Raw genomic sequence first — 16,282 nt, 5'->3', positions numbered from 1 at the left:
CGCCGTCGACGGACTCCTCGTTCCTCGTCGTCCGTCGCGCGGTCGGCTTCCCGAGAGGGTCGCGCTGAGTGGAGCGGGTCGCGTTCCGGCTACGACGATTCGCTGGCACGCGAATCGCCTGTTCGCCTGCGAGGCCGCGGCTTGAGCCCATCGGCGCCGGCTCGCCAGGACATCGCGCAACACGAGCCCGGACGACAACATGCTGGTCGAGTAGCCCCCGACGGGGCGTATCGAGACCGACCGTCGTCAGCACCAACGGCGCAAGCTCGCCAGAACATCGCGCAACACGAGCCCGCACACCTCATGCTGGTCGAGTAGCCCCGCAGGGGCGTATCGAGACCCACCACCGCAAGGACGTCCGGTAGCGTCACCGTGACGGACGGCTCCCGCGAAGAGCTGCCCGCGCGCGATCGGGGGATCATGACCAGCACGGAGACGGTGAAGCCGCTGAGCCAGGACAGGGCGATCCTCCTCGGACTGCTCGGGATGATCGTCGTGCCGACCGCGATCGTGGGTGGGACGAACTCCTGGACGGAGCCCGAGGCTGCGGACTGGGTCAGGATGGCCCTCGGCTCGGTGATCGCCGCGCTCGTCTCCGTCGTCGCGGCCTGGTGGCTCGCCTTCGACCGCCGTCGCGCGCATGCTCCCGGCCGCACCTGGTTCTGGGGCGTCGCCTGCGTCGTCACGCTCGTCGCCGTCTCGACGATCTCCTCCGCCGCGGATCGACTCACCCGGTTGATCGAGGCGGGCTGACGGTGGCCGCACCGCTCGACGCCACGACCGCTCCCGCCCGACCGCGGACCTCCGAGAGCCGGGCGCGGATCGGCTTCTGGACCGTGGCCTGCCTCGGCGTCCCCGCCGCGCTCTTCTCCTGGTGCTGGTTCGGCTTCGCGATGGCCGAGGCGCAGTCGGAGCAGGGCAAGGCCCTCGCCGCGGGGACGACGATGGCGGGCTTCGGGGAGACCGTCGGAGGAATACCGGTCGCCGTCGCGCACGTCGTCGGGCTGATCGTGCTCCTCGTTCTCGCACACAGGGCCTATCCGGGATCGGCGCTGGTCATCGCCGGCACGGCGGTGATCGTCGCGTCGGTCATCGGGCTCGGCGGCGCGCAGCTGCTCTTCGGCGGAGCCGTCTTCCACTTCGACCCGGAGAACCGGCAGACCTACATCCCCTGAGAATCCGGCGGTGCTGACGGGTCGGATCTCGATACGCCCGCTCCGCGGGCTACTCGATCAGCATGATTCTGCACGGCGGGCCCGGCACATGCGGGCTGATCGGAGGAGCCCCCGGGTGGCGGGTCGGGCACTTGCATGCTGGTCGAGGAGCTTTGCCCGGCATGCCACTCCACACCCGTACGTTCTTCGAGGAACTCGGACTGGCGGGCCCGGCACGTGCATGCTGGTCGAGTAGCCCCGCAGGGGCGTATCGAGACCCACCGCCCCCGGCAGGAGAAGTGCCGGTCGTCAGACCCCGCGCGCCGAGATGACGGACACCATGCGCTCCAGCGCGAAGACCGGATCGCGCGTCGCACCCTTCACGTTCGCGTCGGCCTCCGCGACGGTCAGGATCGCGGTCCCCAGGCCGTCACCGGTCCAGCCCGCCAGATCGCGGCGAGCGCGGTCCACCTGCCACGGCGCGAGGCCCAGCCGCGAGGCGATTTGACCGGACCCCTCGCGGGACCCGGCGACCTTCGCCATCGTGCGCAGCTTGCTCGCGAACGCCGCGACGATCGGCACCGGGTCCGCACCCGATGCCAGCGCGTGCCGGAGCCCCAGGAGAGCCTCCCCGTGCCGGCCGGCGATCGCGGCATCGGCGACCGTGAACGCGGTGGTCTCGACGCGACCGCCGTAGTACTTCGCGACCGTCGCCTCGGTGATGTCACCGGTGACGTCGGAGACGAGCTGCTGGCAGGCCGAGGCGAGCTCGTTAAGGTCGTCCGAGAACGCCGACACCAGCGCCCGCACCGCACCGGTGGTCGCCGTGCGCCCGGCCGTGCGGAACTCCGCGATCGCGAAGTCGACCTTGTCGCTCTCCCGCTTGAGCTCGGCGCAGACGATCTCGATGCCGCCGCCGGTGCCCGAGCGGATCGCGTCGAGGAGCTTCTTGCCGCGGTTGCCGCCGCCGTGACGGAGCACGACGGTCGCGCCGTCCGCCGGCTGGGCGAGGTACTCGATCATCTCGACGAGGAACGCGTCGGAGCACTTCTCGACGTTGGAGACGCGCAGCAGCCGCGGTTCGTCGAACAGCGACGGGCTCGCCAGCGTCAGCAGCTCCCCCGGCGCGTAGCCGCCGGCGTCGATGTCGTTGACCTCGAGACTCGGGTCCTCGGCGCGCAGGAACTCGCGGAGGAACCGCAGTGCCCGGTCGGCGAGGAACTGCTCGGGACCGGTTATCAGCACGATCGGAGCGGGTCGCGTCTGGTTCCACGCGAGCTGCGGGATCGCCGCCTTCGAGGGGGCCGCCTTGCCGCGCGCCGGGGCTCTGCCTGCCATGCCGTCGTCCTTCCGTGACCCTCGATTCTACGAGTCCGGAGACACCCGCTGGAGGAGCGAGGAGAGGTCGCGCCGTCAGGACGGACCGCGCCGTCGCTGCCTCTCCAGGTACTTCCGTCGGTACCTGCGGGAATCGGAGAAGGCGCCGATCCCCGTTCCGACCAGCGCGACCGCGGAGACGACGATCCACCACGGCGGCTGGTGGGGCACCGCGGCCAGGAACAGGAGGAGTGCCACGTGGGCGAACATGACCAGAGAGATCGAGACGCCGGGTTGATCCTTCCGGAGTTCGGGTCGTTCCTTCCGAGTCACGCCGACTCCTTCTCCTCGTCACGCCACGTCGATCCCGTATCCAAGCAGTCGGCGACGTCCGCGACCGATCCGCGGCGCCAGGCTGTCCACTCCGTCGCAAGACACCTGCGGATCGGGTTCCGGCAGCACCGTCCTCCCCGGCGACCGGCGACCCTCGGCCGAGCACAGACGTGACCCCACCTCCCTGCTCGTCCAGAGCGGCCACCGGGGCGGCGGCGCCGCTCGTCCAGACGACGACCCCCTCGGGTCGCGAGGAGAGCAGCACCGTCCCCTCCAGGTCCGTCCGAAGGGCGCGGGTGCCGCGCTCGGCCAGCAGGGCGAGCAGCGACGGCGTCGGATGGCCGTAGGTATTGTCGGCGCCGACCGAGACGAGGCCGATGCGGGCGCCGAGCGCGTCGTAGAGGGCCGGCGACTGGTCGGCGGAGCCGTGGTGCGCCACTTTCACGACGTCGACGCGGCCCGGGTCCAGGCGAGCGAGCCGCCCCTGCTCCTCGGCGCCGAGGTCGCCGAGCATCGCCAGCGAGAGCGGACCGCCGGTCTCGTCCGCGGCGATGTCGATCCGCAGGGTCACGCTCGCCTCGTTGCCGCGGAGGGTGGTCCCCCGCTCCGGCCAGACGACCCGCCAGTGCAGCGAGCCGACCGAGCCGCTGTCGCCGCGCGCCGCCTCGCGCACCGCGGCCCCGCCGGACACGAGGTCGGCGCGATCGCGGGTGTCGCCCTCGTCCGCCACCGGGCCGACGAGCGCCTCGTCGACGCGGCCGACCACGGCCGCCAGGCCGCCGACGTGATCGAGGTCGTAGTGGGTGAGCAGCAGCAGCGCGAGGCGGTCGATGCCGAGCAGGTCGAGGCACGCGTCGAGCCGCTCCGGCAACGGGCCGGTGTCGACGAGGACGACGCCGGCGTCGCCGCGGACCAGCACCGCGTCGCCCTGCCCGATGTCGCACATCGCCACCCGCCAGTCGGAGGGGACGGCTCCGGAGCGCAGCAGCGGCGTCGCCACGCTCGACGCTCCCCCGACGACCAGCGCCCCGGCGAGCACGATCGCCGCGACCTGTCGCGCCCGCGTGAGGCGACGCGAACGGGTGACGAGCAGCAGGGCGAGCACGGTCAGTACCGTGAGCGCCAGCATCCCGCCGAGCCCGGGCAGCCAGGCGATCCGCGGAGACGGCCAGGTGGCAACGGCGCGCGCGATCGAGGCGATCCACCAGGCAGGCACGGCCGCGAGACGGATCGCGACGTCGGCGCCGCCCGGCCACCACGGCGCCAGGAGGCAGCCGATCAGCCCGAGTCCGGTGGCCACCGGGGCCGCCGGCTCGGCGAGCAGGTTCGCCAGCACCCCGTAGACCGGGATCGACGGGTCGATCAGCAGGACCGCGGGCTGACAGGCCAGCTGGGCCGCCAGCGGGACCACGACCACCAGCGCGAGCGGACGCGGCAGCACGTCGCCGAGCCGGTCCGCGATCGGCTCCGCCGCGAGCAGCAGCCCGCCCGTCGCCAGCACGGACAGCACGAAGCCGAGCCGTCCCGCGATCGCGGGATCGATGAGCATCAGCAGGACGACACTCGCCAGCAGCGCCGGGACCGCCGCGCCCGAGCGCCGCCCCAGTCGCGCGAGCAGCACGACGCTCGCCATCACCGCCGCACGGACGACGCTGGGCTCGGGAGTGACGAGCACGACGAAGGCGCCGAGGACCGTCAGAGCCGACGCGGTCCGCAGGCGACGGCCCGCGCCGAGCAGCGCGGCGACGAGCCAGCCGGCCGCGACCACGACCGCGCAGTTCGCTCCGGACACCGCGGTGAGGTGGGTGAGCGAGGCGGTCCGCATGTCGTCCTCCAGATCGGACGGGAGGGCGGAGGTGTCCCCGGTCGCGAGGCCCGGCAGCAGGCCGGACACGTCTCCCCCGAGCACCGCGGTCCGGGCGAGGAAGCCCGAGCGCAGGACCTCCGCGACCGCCGCCACCCCCACGGGCGGGCGCCGCTCGAGCACGGCGCTCGCCGTCAGGAGCGTGCTCTCGCCGACGACGCCCGGCTCCTCGGCCCGGGCACGCAGCACCACCTCGGAGCCGACCGGCAGCCGCCCTCCGGGCTCGGCGAGGAACACCCGGACCGGCGCGGACATCGGCTGATCCTCCAGCTGCAGCACGGTGCCGTCGAACCACACCCCGCCGGTGACGAGCGACCGCGCGGACGTCTCGACGCGGACGAGCACGGCCTGAGCCGCTCGGGACTCCGCGGCTGCCCGCAGCTCAGGAGGATGCCGCTCCGGAGTCGTGACCACGACGGAGGTGACGGCCAGCGCCGCGCCCCCGAGAGCCACCGCGATCCCGGCCAGGACGACGGCACCGCGCCGCCGACGAAGCAGTCCGAGAGCCAGAGCGGCGACGAGGCACGCTGACCACGCGACCGTGCAGAGCAGCACCCCGCCCCCGAGAACGGCCGTGACCGGCAGCAGCCCGGTCGCCGCGGCCGCCGCCCAGGCAGAGAGTGCGAGCGGCAGCAGCCGCAGGTCCTGCGCGCGGATCACGGCGCCACCTGCTCGCGGAACGCCTCGAGCGTCTTCTCGCCGACGCCGGGCACCTCCAGCAGCTGGTCCACGGAGGTGAACGGCCCGTGCTCCTCGCGGTAGGCGACGATCTTCGCCGCCGTCGCAGGGCCGATCTCGGGCAGCTCCTCCAGTTGCGCGGCCGTGGCCGTGCTCAGGCGGACGATGCCGCCGGTGGTGCCCGCAGCTGCGGCCGGACCCGTGCCGCCCGGCACGACTGCCGCGCCCCGCTCGGGGACGAGGATCTGCTCACCGTCCACGAGTCTGCGCGCGAGGTTCACGGCGGCCCGCTCGGCCGGCTCCGTGAAGCCGCCCGCCGCCGCGAGCGCATCGGCCACCCGCGCACCGGGATCGAGCAGATACAGGCCGGGCGCGGCGACCGCCCCGGCGACGTGCACGTAGAGCACCTCACCGGCGCTGCTGCTCGGCTCAGGCGTCGCGTTCCCTCCGGCGGACGAGGGCGCTCCGGACGGACCCGCCGCAGCAGTGACATCACCGGCCGGCGCGAGCACCTCCGTCCGGCCGCTCGCCCGCGTCCCGGCGAGAAGCACCGCGACGACCGCCGCCGCGATCACCAGCACCATCGCCGCGCCGACCCCGATCCGCCAGCGCGAGCGCGCTCGCCGCGGACGGCGCAGCAGCCCCGCGGGGTCGTCGGCCTGGCTCGTCTGCTGCATCCGACGACGCTAGGGCGGCCCGGTTCGGGCGATCAGCGACTCCTGCGGATCAGTGGACGAAGCCCGAGATCCCGTCCTGTGGAGGACACACCCCCCGACCGCTCAGAGCAGTCGCAGCCGCCCGACGATCTTGTCGATCCGGTTCCTCGGCCCGATCAGACCGACCGCCAGGTACTCGACGAGCTCCGGCCCGGTCGCCCCGAGCACCTCGCGGTACTCGTCGTACACGCGGGTGTCCTGCGCGGCGGCCGGCATGTCGGCGACGAACGTCCCCTCGTGCGCCTCCGCCTTCGCCCGGATCATCCGCAGCGTGGCCGCGTCGGCGGCGAGCACGGTGCAGCCCGCCCACGGCAGCCCCGGGTGCTCGGAGCCCGAGGCGTCCTGCGCAGCAGGACCGAGCAGTCCGGGTACCTGCACACCGGTCGCCGCGGCGACGCAGACGGCGGCGTTCACCGCGCGCCCGATCGGCAGCGCCTCGTCGACCACGACCACCCACTTCAGCCGCGCCGATCGGGTCGGCGCCGCGGTGTCGATCTCGTCCTCGGCGTAGCCGACAGGTGCAGTGCTCATCGTCGTCCCTCTCTGGTCGATCCTCCCGACCGACCGCGCTCACGATAGGCGGATGCGCGAGCGTGCCGCAGGATATCCGTATGAACGACCAGCAGTACCATGATCCGGTGGTCCTCGACGCGATCGACATCGCCATCCTCCGCCTCCTGCAATCGGATGCGCGGATGTCGAATCGCGACGTCGCCACCGCGGTCGGGGTCTCCCCCACCACCTCCCTCGACCGCATGCGGCGCCTGCGCACCCGCGGCGTCATCCGAGGCGCCACCCTCGACGTCGACCTCGCCGCGATCGGCCGCGGCGTCCAGGCGCTGATCGCCGTCCGGATCCGCCCGCCGTCCCGCGAGGTGATCGAGTCGTTCCGCGACTGGGTCAGCGGCCTCGAGCAGACCCTCGGCGTCTTCGTCACCGCCGGCAACGAGGACTTCATCATCCACGTCGCCGTCCGCGACAACGACGACCTCTACGCCTTCGTCATCGACCGCCTCACCGAGCGCCGCGAGGTCGCGGACGTCCGCACCTCGGTCGTCTACCAGCACATCCGCAACGGCTCGGTGCCGCCCGCCTGACTCGACGCGTCTGACCCGGGAACGCCGAAGGGGCCCCTCCGCAGTGGAGGAGCCCCCTTCGACGTGAGCCGGCGCTCGAGACGGCCTAGGCCGGCTTCGTCACCAGGTTCACCAGGCGCGGCGCCCGCACCACGGCAGTGACGACCTCGCGGCCCTGCAGCGCCCGCGCGACACCGGTGGCCGCCCGCGCCTTCTGCTCGAGCTCGTCCGAGGAGATCTTCGGCGAGACCTCGATGCGGTCGCGGACCTTGCCGTCGACCTGCAGGATCGCCGTGACCTTCTCCTCGACCAGGAGCGTCGGGTCGGCCTTGCGCCAGAGCGCGTGAGCGACCGAGCCCTCGTAGCCGAGACGGTTCCACATGTCCTCGGCCGTGTACGGCGCGAACAGGTTCAGTGCCATCGCGACGACCTCGGTCGCCTCGCGGACGGCGGGGTCGCCCGCGCCGGCGCCGGAGTCGATGACCTTGCGGGTGGCGTTGACCAGCTCCATCAGGCGCGCGACGACGACGTTGAACTTGAACGCCTCGATCAGCGAGGGCGACTCGGCGAGGAAGCGGTGCGTCTGCCGGCGCAGCGCCGCGTCGCCGTTCTTCCACTCCACATCGGGCTTCGTCGTGACGTCCTTCGCCAGGCGCCAGGCGCGGGCGAGGAACTTCGCGCTGCCCGACGGCGAGACGTCGGCCCAGTCGATGTCGTCCTCGGGCGGGCCGGCGAACGCCATCGTCAGGCGCACGGCGTCGACGCCGAACTCGTCGAGCTGGTCCGACAGGCGAACGATGTTGCCCTTCGACTTCGACATGGCGGCGCCGTCCATCTGCACCATGCCCTGGTTGAGCAGCGCCGTGAACGGCTCGGTGAAGGAGACGTACCCCAGGTCGAAGAGCACCTTGGTGATGAAGCGCGCGTAGAGCAGGTGCAGGATCGCGTGCGTCACGCCGCCGACGTACTGGTCGACGGGCGCCCACTTCTCGGCGAGCTTCGGGTCGAACGCCTGGGTGTCGTCCTTCGGCGAGAGGAAGCGGAGGAAGTACCACGAGGAGTCGACGAAGGTGTCCATCGTGTCCGGGTCGCGGCGCGCGGGGCTGCCGTCGTTCGGGTTGGCGACGTTCACCCAGTCCTCCGCGGCACCGAGCGGCGAGGAGCCCTTCGGCTGCAGGTCCAGGCCGTCGGTCGAGGGCAGGCGCACGGGCAGCTGGTCCTCGGGGACCGGGATCAGCTCGCCGTTCTCGCCGTGGATGATCGGGATCGGCGTGCCCCAGTAGCGCTGGCGCGAGATCAGCCAGTCGCGCAGGCGGTAGTTCTTCGCCGAGCGGCCGCGGCCGCGCTCCTCGAGCAGCTTGATCACGCGCTCGATGGCGGTGCGCTTCGACAGGCCGTCGAGGGGGCCGGAGTTGATCAGGCGGCCGTCGCCGGTCAGCGCCTCGCCGGTGGTCGCCGGGTCGAGCGAGTACTCCTTCTCGAGCGCGGCCAGCTCCTCCGGGTCCTTCGGGATGACCGGGATCGCGCCGGTGACCGAGGCGGTCGTGTCGACGACGACCCGCACCGGCAGGTCGAAGGCGCGGGCGAAGTCGAGGTCGCGCTGGTCGTGCGCGGGCACGGCCATGACCGCGCCGTGACCGTAGTCGGACAGCACGTAGTCGGCCGACCAGATCGGCAGGCGCTCGCCGTTGACGGGGTTGATCGCGTAGCGGCCGAGGAAGACGCCGGTCTTCGGGCGGTCGACGGTGAGGCGCTCGATCTCGCTCGACTTCTGCACCTTCTCCAGGTAGCTCTTGAACGCGGTCCGCAGCTCGGGCTCGGCGCCCTCGACCAGCTCGGCGGCCAGGTCGGAGTCGGGCGCGACGACCATGAAGGTCGCGCCGAAGAGGGTGTCGGGGCGCGTCGTGAAGACCGTGATCCGCTCCTCGCGGCCCTCGATCTCGAACTCGACATCGGCGCCGATCGAGCGGCCGATCCAGTTGCGCTGCATGGCGATGACCTTCGACGGCCAGGAGCCCTCGAGCTGGTTGAGGTCGTCGAGCAGGCGGTCCGCGTAGTCGGTGATCTTGAAGTACCACTGCGTGAGCTTCTTCTTCACGACGACGGCGCCGGAGCGCTCCGAGGTGCCGTCGGCGAGGACCTGCTCGTTCGCGAGGACGGTCTGGTCCACCGGGTCCCAGTTGACCCAGCTGTCCTTGCGGTAGGCGAGGCCCTTCTCGTACATCTTGAGGAACAGCCACTGGTTCCACTTGTAGTACTCGGGATCGGAGGTGTGCAGCACGCGGTCCCAGTCGAAGGACGCGGCGTAGCGCTTCATCGAGCGCTTCTGCTGCTCGATGTTGTCGTAGGTCCAGGTGACCGGGTTGAGGCCGCGCTTGATCGCCGCGTTCTCGGCGGGCAGGCCGAAGCTGTCCCAGCCGATCGGGTGCAGCACATTGAAGCCCTGCTGGCGCCAGTAGCGCGCGATGACGTCGCCCAGCGCGTACGCCTCCGCGTGGCCCATGTGCAGGTCGCCGGAGGGGTACGGGAACATGTCCAGCACGTACTTGCGCGGGCGCTTGTCGGTGGAGTCGCCGGTCGCGAACGGCCGGGTCTCCTCCCAGATCGGGAGCCACTTCTCCTGGAGCGCGCGGAAGTCGTAGCGCTCCTCGTCGGTCGGGCCGGTCTGCTGGGAGGTCTCTTCTGCCACAGGTGTGTCCTACTTCTGTGAGGGTGGGGGTGGGCGCGCGCTCGGAGGGCGCCTGCGTCCGACCAACAACCCTACTGGCCTCTAGTGGCCGGGCGACGACTCCGCCGTGACGTGCAGGTCGACTCCGAGCGCGGCCAGCAGTGCGCGGGCCTTGAGGCGGGTCTCCTCCACCTCCTCGTCCGGGACGGAGAGAGCGGTGATGCCTCCGCCGGTGCCGATCCTGGCGCGGACGCCGTCGAGCACGAGGGTGCGGATGGTCATCGCGAGATCGAGCGAGCCGTCGCCGCCGAGGCGGCCGAACGCGCCGGCGTAGAGACCGCGCGGCCCGGCCTCCCACTCGCGCAGGAGCTCGATCGCGCGTCGCTTCGGCGCTCCTGTCATCGATCCGGCGGGGAAGGTCGCGGCGAGCAGCTCCGCCGGTCCGACACCGGGCGCGAGCTGCGCCGACACCTCGCTCACCAGCTGGTGCACGTGCGGGTAGGTCTCGATCTCGAGGAGGCGGTCCACCTGCACCGAGGCGGGGGCGGCGATGCGGGCCAGGTCGTTCCGCACGAGATCGACGATCATCACGTTCTCGGCGCGCTCCTTGACGCTCGCGAGCAGCTCGGCCCGCAGCTCCGCGTCGACGACGGGGTCGGCGCTGCGGGTCCGGGTGCCCTTGATCGGATGCGTGGCGACGCGGCCGTCGGTCGTGACGTCGAGGAAGCGCTCGGGCGAGGCGCTGACGAGGGCGAGCCCGCCGACCCGGATCAGTCCGCCGTGGTGACTGGGGCTCGAGCGGCGCAGGCGCCGGTACGCCTCGACCGGATCGAACGCACCCTCGACCACCACCTCGTTGGTGAGGCAGAGCTGATAGGCGTCACCCGCGCGGATCGCGGCCTGGCAGTGGGCGATCAGGGCTCGGTACCGCTCGGGACCGTGCCGCCACTCGGCGGGTCCGGACGGCTCCGCGTCACGCGGCGCGCCGACGTCGGCAGCGGTCTCGACGAGCGCCGTCAGCGCTCGCTCCAGCCGCCGCGCCTCCTGCTCCCTCTCCGGGGAGGAGACGAGGTGCAGGGTCTGCCGGGCGTGGTCGAACTCGAGCACCGGGTCGCCGCGGATCAGCGCGAGCGCGGGCGGAGCGTCGGCGTCGACGGGGGCGGGCGGAAGGGCGACGAACGGCGCACCCGCCTCGTAGGCGATCCAGCCGTACCGGCCGAGCGCCCGGTCGCCGGTGCGCTTCGTCGCGACGGCGGCGAGCGCCGCCGACACGTCCGCGCCGGGCCCGACGGTGAGCACGTCGTCCGAGGAGCCGAGGAAGGAGAGGCCCTCGGCGGCGTCGCGACCGGAGTCGAGCCAGAAGGAGGCGTTCGCCGAGGCGAACAAGCCGAGGTATGCTCGCTCGGGATCGACCCAGGTCAGCTGCCGCCGGGCGGCGGAAACCTCGGGGAACGCGGCCACTGGGCTAGCGTAGGCCGTCGTGGACGGCGAGCTGGTGCGGAAGTGGGACGGGCGGGAGCTCGGTCCCGCAGTGGACGAACCGGCCGGCGCCCTCCTCGCGGCCGACTCCTGGCTGGTGTCGGAGGGCCGCGTGCGCGGTCTCGAGCTGCACCGGGAGCGGTTCCTGGGCGCGCTCACCGACGCCGGGCGGCCCGTCGGCGGAGACCACGACGACACCGCGGCGTTCTTCGACGCCGCGATCGCGGCGCTCCCCCGCACCGGCGACTCCTTCCCGCGCGTCGAACTCACCGCCGAGGGTCTGCGCCTCCGGCTGCGCCCCGCCCCGCCGCGGGACCGCACCGTCGTCCTCTGGACCAGCCCCGTGGATCCGCGCCGCACCCCGGAGCGCAAGGGACCCGACATCGCACGGCTGGCGCTCCTGCGCTCCCGTGCTCTCGCCGCTGGTGCGGACGAGGCCGTGATCCTCGGTGCCGACGGCGCCGTGATCGACGGCGCCTCGAGCGCCGTGCTCTGGTGGCTCGGCGACGCGCTGGTCGTCCCGCCCGCGAACAGCCGCCGGGTGCGGAGCGTGACGGCCCGCACGGTCTCCGTGCTCGCGGGGGCACTGGGCGTCGACGTCATCGAGGCGCCGGCTGAGCCGGTCGACCTCGACGGCCGCGAGGTGTGGACGGCGAACGCCCTGCACGGCCTGCGCCTGGCCACGGGCTGGGTCGACGGACCGGCGCTCGCCGCGGTGCCGGGCCGGCTCGATGCCTGGCGCCGGCGCCTGGACGCCCTCCGCCGCCCCCTCCCCTGACGCGCGCGAGGCGCCGGAACGGACGGCGTGCCAAGGACCGGTCACCGCGCGCCGATCCCTCGTCGTACGCACCCGCGCGCGCCAGGATCGAAGCAGTCCGCTCGTGATGCCGCCCTCACCCCGACGGCGCCCATCTCTCGAGAAGGAACTGCGATGACAGCACACACCACCCCCCGCCCGCTCGCCTCAGGTCTCGTCGCGCTGGTCGCGACCGGCGCCCTGCTCTTCAGCGCGACACCCGCCCTCGCTCAGGGCGGTCTCAGCACCGCGTCCTCGAGCATCTCCGCCGCCGCCCGCGCGTCGGCCCCCGACGCACTGAACCCCGGCCAGCAGCTCCTCGCCGGTCAGTCCATCGCCTCGAGCCAGTCGGGAGGCGGGTACACCTTCCGGATGCAGGACGACGGGAACGCCGTCGTCTACGACGAGGTCGGCCACGCCCTCTTCAGCACGGCCACCTCGGGGCGGAGCAACCGCCTCGTGATGCAGGAGGACGGCAACGTCGTCATCTACTCCGCGGACGGCCGTGCGCTCTGGAGCACCGGGACGGACAACGAGCCGGACGCCCACCTCGTGATGCAATCGGACGGCAATCTCGTCCTTTACCGCGAGGACGACTCCCCGGCCTGGGCGAGTGACAACAACAGCAGGATCCCCGAGCCGCCGTTCAGCACTCTCTACGACGACGAGGTGCTGTACCGCGGCCACCAGCTCACGTCACCGAACGGACTGTTCCGCGCCGTCATGCAGCGCGACGGCAACCTCGTCGGCTACGGCCCGGACGGCGTCGTCTGGAGCACCGGCACCTTCGGCACCGACAACCAGCTCCTCGTCTCCGACGACGGCTACGCCGTGATCATCGGCGCGGACGGGGGGATCGTGTGGGCGGCCGACACCGAGGGTCCGGCCACCTCCATCGCCCTCGACGACAGCGGCGTCCTGAACGTCCTCGACGAGGACGACGCCGTCCTGTGGACGAGCCAGTCCGGACTGCCCGGCGCTCAGCTGTACGCCCCCAACACCCTCGAGGTCGACGACCACCTCCGCTCCGACGACGGCGCCTACCGTGCCGTCATGCAGGCCGACGGCAACTTCGTCGTCTACGGCCCGACCGGAGCGATCTGGCAGACCGCCACCTCCGGAGTCGAGAGCTCGTTCGAGTTCTCGGAGGACGGCACGGCACAGGTCGTGGCCGGCAACGGCGCCGTCACCTGGACGGCGACACCCGCCGCCGGTGCCGCCCCGTTCCACTTCGTCATGCAGGGCGACGGCAACCTCGTCGAGTACGACGCCCACCACCACGCGGTCTGGTCCAGCCGCTGACGGCTCCTGCGGTCCGGCGACCGCAGTCGCGCTGACGCTTCCACTCGACGGCCCGGCCCGTGCCCCTCAGCACGAGCCGGGCCGTCGTCGTGCCCTCGGAGCAGCATGCGAGGAGATCGCGTGCCGACCGCCGGCGCCGTCCGGAGAGCCGGGAACCGGACCGCGCGACAGAGAGCACGTACCGAACGCCAACGGGTGACGGGTCCGAGCGCGAGTGCTTCGGTGAGAGGGAAGACCGCTCGGCGACGCCGCCTCGTCAACGGCGGTGCCGATCTCTCGAGAAAGAACTGCCATGACATCCACCACCCACCCACGACGCCGATCCTCCGGGATCGTCGCACTCGTCGCAGCCGGAGCCCTGCTCCTGGGCGCGACACCTGCTGTGGCCCAGGAGGCCGCCCCAGACGCGTCTGCATCGACTCCCTGGAGTCCGACCACCCCGGCCTTCAAACGGTGGCCCGCCCCGTCCGGTGGCCCCGACCGCGATTACTACAACGCTCTTCTCGCCGGTCAAACGGTCTACTGGTCGGGCACGAACCCGGACGGAAGCCCGGACCTGGACCAGAGCGTCCTCTCCGACCCGTCCGGAAGCTACGTCTTCGCCATGCAGGAGGACGGTGACGTCGTCCTCCGCTCCAACGACGGCAGGATCCTGTTCCGTACAGGAACTCTCAACCCCTCCCCGACTCAGGTGAACCGTCTGGTGCTGCAGAAGGACGGGAACATCGTGGTCCTCTCGGGCGATGAACGTCCGATCTGGAGCTCCGGAACGGACGGCGAACCGGGCGCGAATCTCGTACTCGGGGAGGACGGCGACCTCGTCCTCTACCGCCGGAACGGCACTCCGGCCTGGTCCGCCAGCGCCGGCAAGATCGCCGAACCGCCGACCGACACCCTCGCCACCGGCGGCACCCTCACCTACGGCCACCAGCTCACCTCCGAGAACGGGCTCTTCCGCGCGGTCATGCAGCGCGACGGCAACCTCGTCGGCTACGGCCCCTCCGGAGCGATCTGGAGCACCGGCACTCGCGGCATCGGCAATCGCCTCGTCATCCAGGACGACGGCAACGCCGTGGTCTACGGGGCCGACGGCGCGGTGAAGTGGGCGTCCGGTACCAGCGGGGACGGTCTCACCGTCCAGCTCGAGGACAGCGGCGTGCTGGATGTCCGCGATGCCGACGACGACCTGGTATGGGACAGCCAGTCGGCGCTGCCCGGATCGGTCATGTACGCCCCGAACGACCTCCAGACCGGCAACCGGCTGCGCTCGGACGACGGCGCCTATCGTGCCGTGATGCAGGGTGACGGCAACTTCGTCGTCTACGGCCCGACGGGAGCGATCTGGCAGACCGCCACCTCCGGTGTCGAGAGCTCGTTCCAGTTCTTCCGGAACGGGAGAGCACAGGTCGTGGCCGACAACGGCGCCGTCACCTGGACGGCGAGGCCCGCCGCCGGCGGTGACGGCCCGTTCCGCCTGGTCATGCAGAGCGACGGCAACCTCGTCGAGTACGACGGACAGGGCCACGCGATCTGGTCCATCCGCTGACCCCGCCGGGATCGACGCGTCGGCGGACGCGCTGACGTCCCCCTCCGATGGCCCGGCTCGTGCACACCCTGCACGCGCCGGGCCCTCGGCGTTCTCACGCGCACGGTCCGGCCCTGCGCGACTCCCCCTCAGAGCGCAGAAGCAGGACGACGCGACAACGACCCTGCGCCCCGCGCCGGAACGCATCGAAGTCCAGCAGCAGTGCTTCGGTGAGAGGGAAGACCGTTCGGCGATGCCGCCTCGTCGACGGCGGTGCCGATCTCTCGAGTAAGGAACTGCCATGACGTCCACCTCACATCCACGCTCCCTCGCCTCCGGACTCGTCGCGCTCGTCGCGGCGGGAACCCTGCTCCTCGGCGCGACACCCGCCCTCGCCGAGAGCGCCGTCGGAGCAGCATCCTCAGCGAGCCGCGCTCCCGCCTGGTCCGCCGGCGCCGGGACGACCGCCGAACCGCCGCACGACACCCTCGGCACCGGCGGCAGCCTCGCGCCGGGCGACCAGCTGACCTCGAAGAACGGGCTGTTCCGCGCGGTCATGCAGACCGACGGGGACCTCGTCGGCTCCGGGCCCTCCGGCGTGATCTGGCACACCGGCACCCACGGCGCGGGCAACCGCTTCGTCCTGCAGAACGACGGTGACGCCGTCGTCCTCGGCGCCGACGGCTCGGTGAAGTGGACGTCCGGCACCAGCGACGACACTCTCACCGTCCAGCTCGACGACAGCGGAGTGCTGATGCTCGTCGACGACGAGGGCGACCTGGCGTGGGACAGCCAGTCCCAGCTGCCGGGGTCGGTCCTGTACGCACCGAACTACCTCTCGGCCGGTGACGTGCTGCGCTCGGACGACGGTCGGTACCTCGCGGTGATGCAGTCGAACGGGGACCTCGTCGTCCACGGTCCGACGGGCACTGTCTGGCAGAGCGGGACCTCCGGCATCGACAACGCGCTGCACGTCGCCGAGAACGGCGTCGCGTCGATCGACGACTGGAAGGACACCGTGGTCTGGACGAACGGTCCCGCCTCCGGTGCGGTCGGACCGTTCCGGTTCGTGATGCAGAACGACGGCGCCCTCGTCGAGTACGACGGCCAGGGCCACGTCGTCTGGTCCAGCCGCTGACGGCAGCGGACAGCGGGCTCCGCCGAGGCGGTCGGCCCTGCTCCGACGGCCCGGTCGTGCGCATCCCGCACGGACCGGGCCGCCGTCGTGAGGGCACGAGATCGGGGCGACGGGCGAGCGAGTGCCTCCGTCATGCCGACGAGCGCTGGACCGGGACACGGCGTCCCGACCGCACGCCCGATCCCGCCCCCGCGTGCGAGCATTCGAGGATCCGCTCGGCGACGCCGACCTCTCGA

At 72.2% G+C, this 16,282-nt stretch carries 13 protein-coding genes and 1 pseudogene; 7 read left to right on the top strand and 7 right to left on the bottom strand.

Going from position 1 to position 16,282, the window contains the following annotated elements; all coding sequences use genetic code 11:
* Positions 1-420: 420 nt before the first annotated feature.
* The gene (locus EDF22_RS05810) at positions 421-753 is read left to right on the top strand and encodes a hypothetical protein (RefSeq protein ID WP_133961793.1); all 333 of its coding nucleotides are present in this window, start codon (positions 421-423) and stop codon (positions 751-753) included.
* Between the two features lie 2 nt (positions 754-755).
* On the top strand, positions 756-1,175 hold the full coding sequence (locus EDF22_RS05805; protein ID WP_123703086.1) for a hypothetical protein: 420 nt from the start codon (positions 756-758) through the stop codon (positions 1,173-1,175).
* Positions 1,176-1,463: 288 nt separating this feature from the next.
* On the opposite strand, the gene holA is transcribed toward EDF22_RS05805, so the two are convergent.
* The 5 genes and pseudogenes from holA to EDF22_RS05785 form a co-directional block, all read right to left on the bottom strand.
* Positions 1,464-2,492, bottom strand: coding sequence for a DNA polymerase III subunit delta (holA, locus tag EDF22_RS05800; protein WP_123703084.1), 1,029 nt, complete (start codon positions 2,490-2,492; stop codon positions 1,464-1,466).
* A gap of 75 nt (positions 2,493-2,567) precedes the next feature.
* Complete coding sequence (locus EDF22_RS20745) at positions 2,568-2,729, bottom strand: hypothetical protein (protein ID WP_165909220.1); 162 nt, start codon at positions 2,727-2,729, stop codon at positions 2,568-2,570.
* An 826-nt stretch (positions 2,730-3,555) separates the two neighbouring features.
* Positions 3,556-4,629 (bottom strand): annotated as a pseudogene (locus EDF22_RS21475) (ComEC/Rec2 family competence protein); the annotation flags it as partial.
* A 695-nt stretch (positions 4,630-5,324) separates the two neighbouring features.
* A complete protein-coding gene (locus tag EDF22_RS05790; protein ID WP_123703082.1) occupies positions 5,325-6,023 on the bottom strand; it encodes a ComEA family DNA-binding protein in 699 nt (232 codons plus the stop codon).
* Between the two features lie 102 nt (positions 6,024-6,125).
* Positions 6,126-6,593, bottom strand: coding sequence for a DUF2000 domain-containing protein (locus EDF22_RS05785; protein WP_123703081.1), 468 nt, complete (start codon positions 6,591-6,593; stop codon positions 6,126-6,128).
* 80 nt (positions 6,594-6,673) lie between these two features.
* Between EDF22_RS05785 and EDF22_RS05780 the strand changes: the two genes are divergently transcribed.
* Positions 6,674-7,159: an Lrp/AsnC family transcriptional regulator gene (locus EDF22_RS05780; RefSeq protein WP_123703079.1), complete on the top strand. Its 486-nt coding sequence runs from the start codon at positions 6,674-6,676 to the stop codon at positions 7,157-7,159.
* Positions 7,160-7,244: 85 nt separating this feature from the next.
* Here the strand turns inward: EDF22_RS05780 and leuS are convergent, their stop codons facing one another.
* Complete coding sequence (gene leuS / locus EDF22_RS05775; RefSeq protein ID WP_123703077.1) at positions 7,245-9,827, bottom strand: leucine--tRNA ligase; 2,583 nt, start codon at positions 9,825-9,827, stop codon at positions 7,245-7,247.
* A gap of 81 nt (positions 9,828-9,908) precedes the next feature.
* A complete protein-coding gene (locus EDF22_RS05770) occupies positions 9,909-11,267 on the bottom strand; it encodes an anthranilate synthase component I family protein (RefSeq protein ID WP_260303313.1) in 1,359 nt (452 codons plus the stop codon).
* 19 nt (positions 11,268-11,286) lie between these two features.
* Between EDF22_RS05770 and EDF22_RS21230 the strand changes: the two genes are divergently transcribed.
* The 4 genes from EDF22_RS21230 to EDF22_RS05750 all read left to right on the top strand — a co-directional run bounded on the left by EDF22_RS21230 (position 11,287) and on the right by EDF22_RS05750 (position 16,046).
* A complete protein-coding gene (locus EDF22_RS21230; protein WP_123704747.1) occupies positions 11,287-12,063 on the top strand; it encodes an aminotransferase class IV in 777 nt (258 codons plus the stop codon).
* A gap of 153 nt (positions 12,064-12,216) precedes the next feature.
* A complete protein-coding gene (locus tag EDF22_RS05760) occupies positions 12,217-13,383 on the top strand; it encodes a hypothetical protein (RefSeq protein ID WP_123703073.1) in 1,167 nt (388 codons plus the stop codon).
* Between the two features lie 292 nt (positions 13,384-13,675).
* Entirely contained in the window at positions 13,676-14,929 is a 1,254-nt protein-coding gene (locus EDF22_RS05755) for a hypothetical protein (RefSeq protein ID WP_123703071.1), read from the top strand.
* A gap of 280 nt (positions 14,930-15,209) precedes the next feature.
* Positions 15,210-16,046, top strand: coding sequence for a hypothetical protein (locus tag EDF22_RS05750; protein ID WP_123703069.1), 837 nt, complete (start codon positions 15,210-15,212; stop codon positions 16,044-16,046).
* The last annotated feature ends 236 nt before the right edge of the window (positions 16,047-16,282 follow it).

Origin of the sequence: Rathayibacter sp. PhB127 (genome assembly GCF_003751665.1) — a bacterium.
GTDB classification, from domain to species: domain Bacteria; phylum Actinomycetota; class Actinomycetes; order Actinomycetales; family Microbacteriaceae; genus Rathayibacter; species Rathayibacter festucae.
Note: the sequence above shows the minus strand (reverse complement) of the source record. Positions and strands in the feature narration are given on the sequence as shown.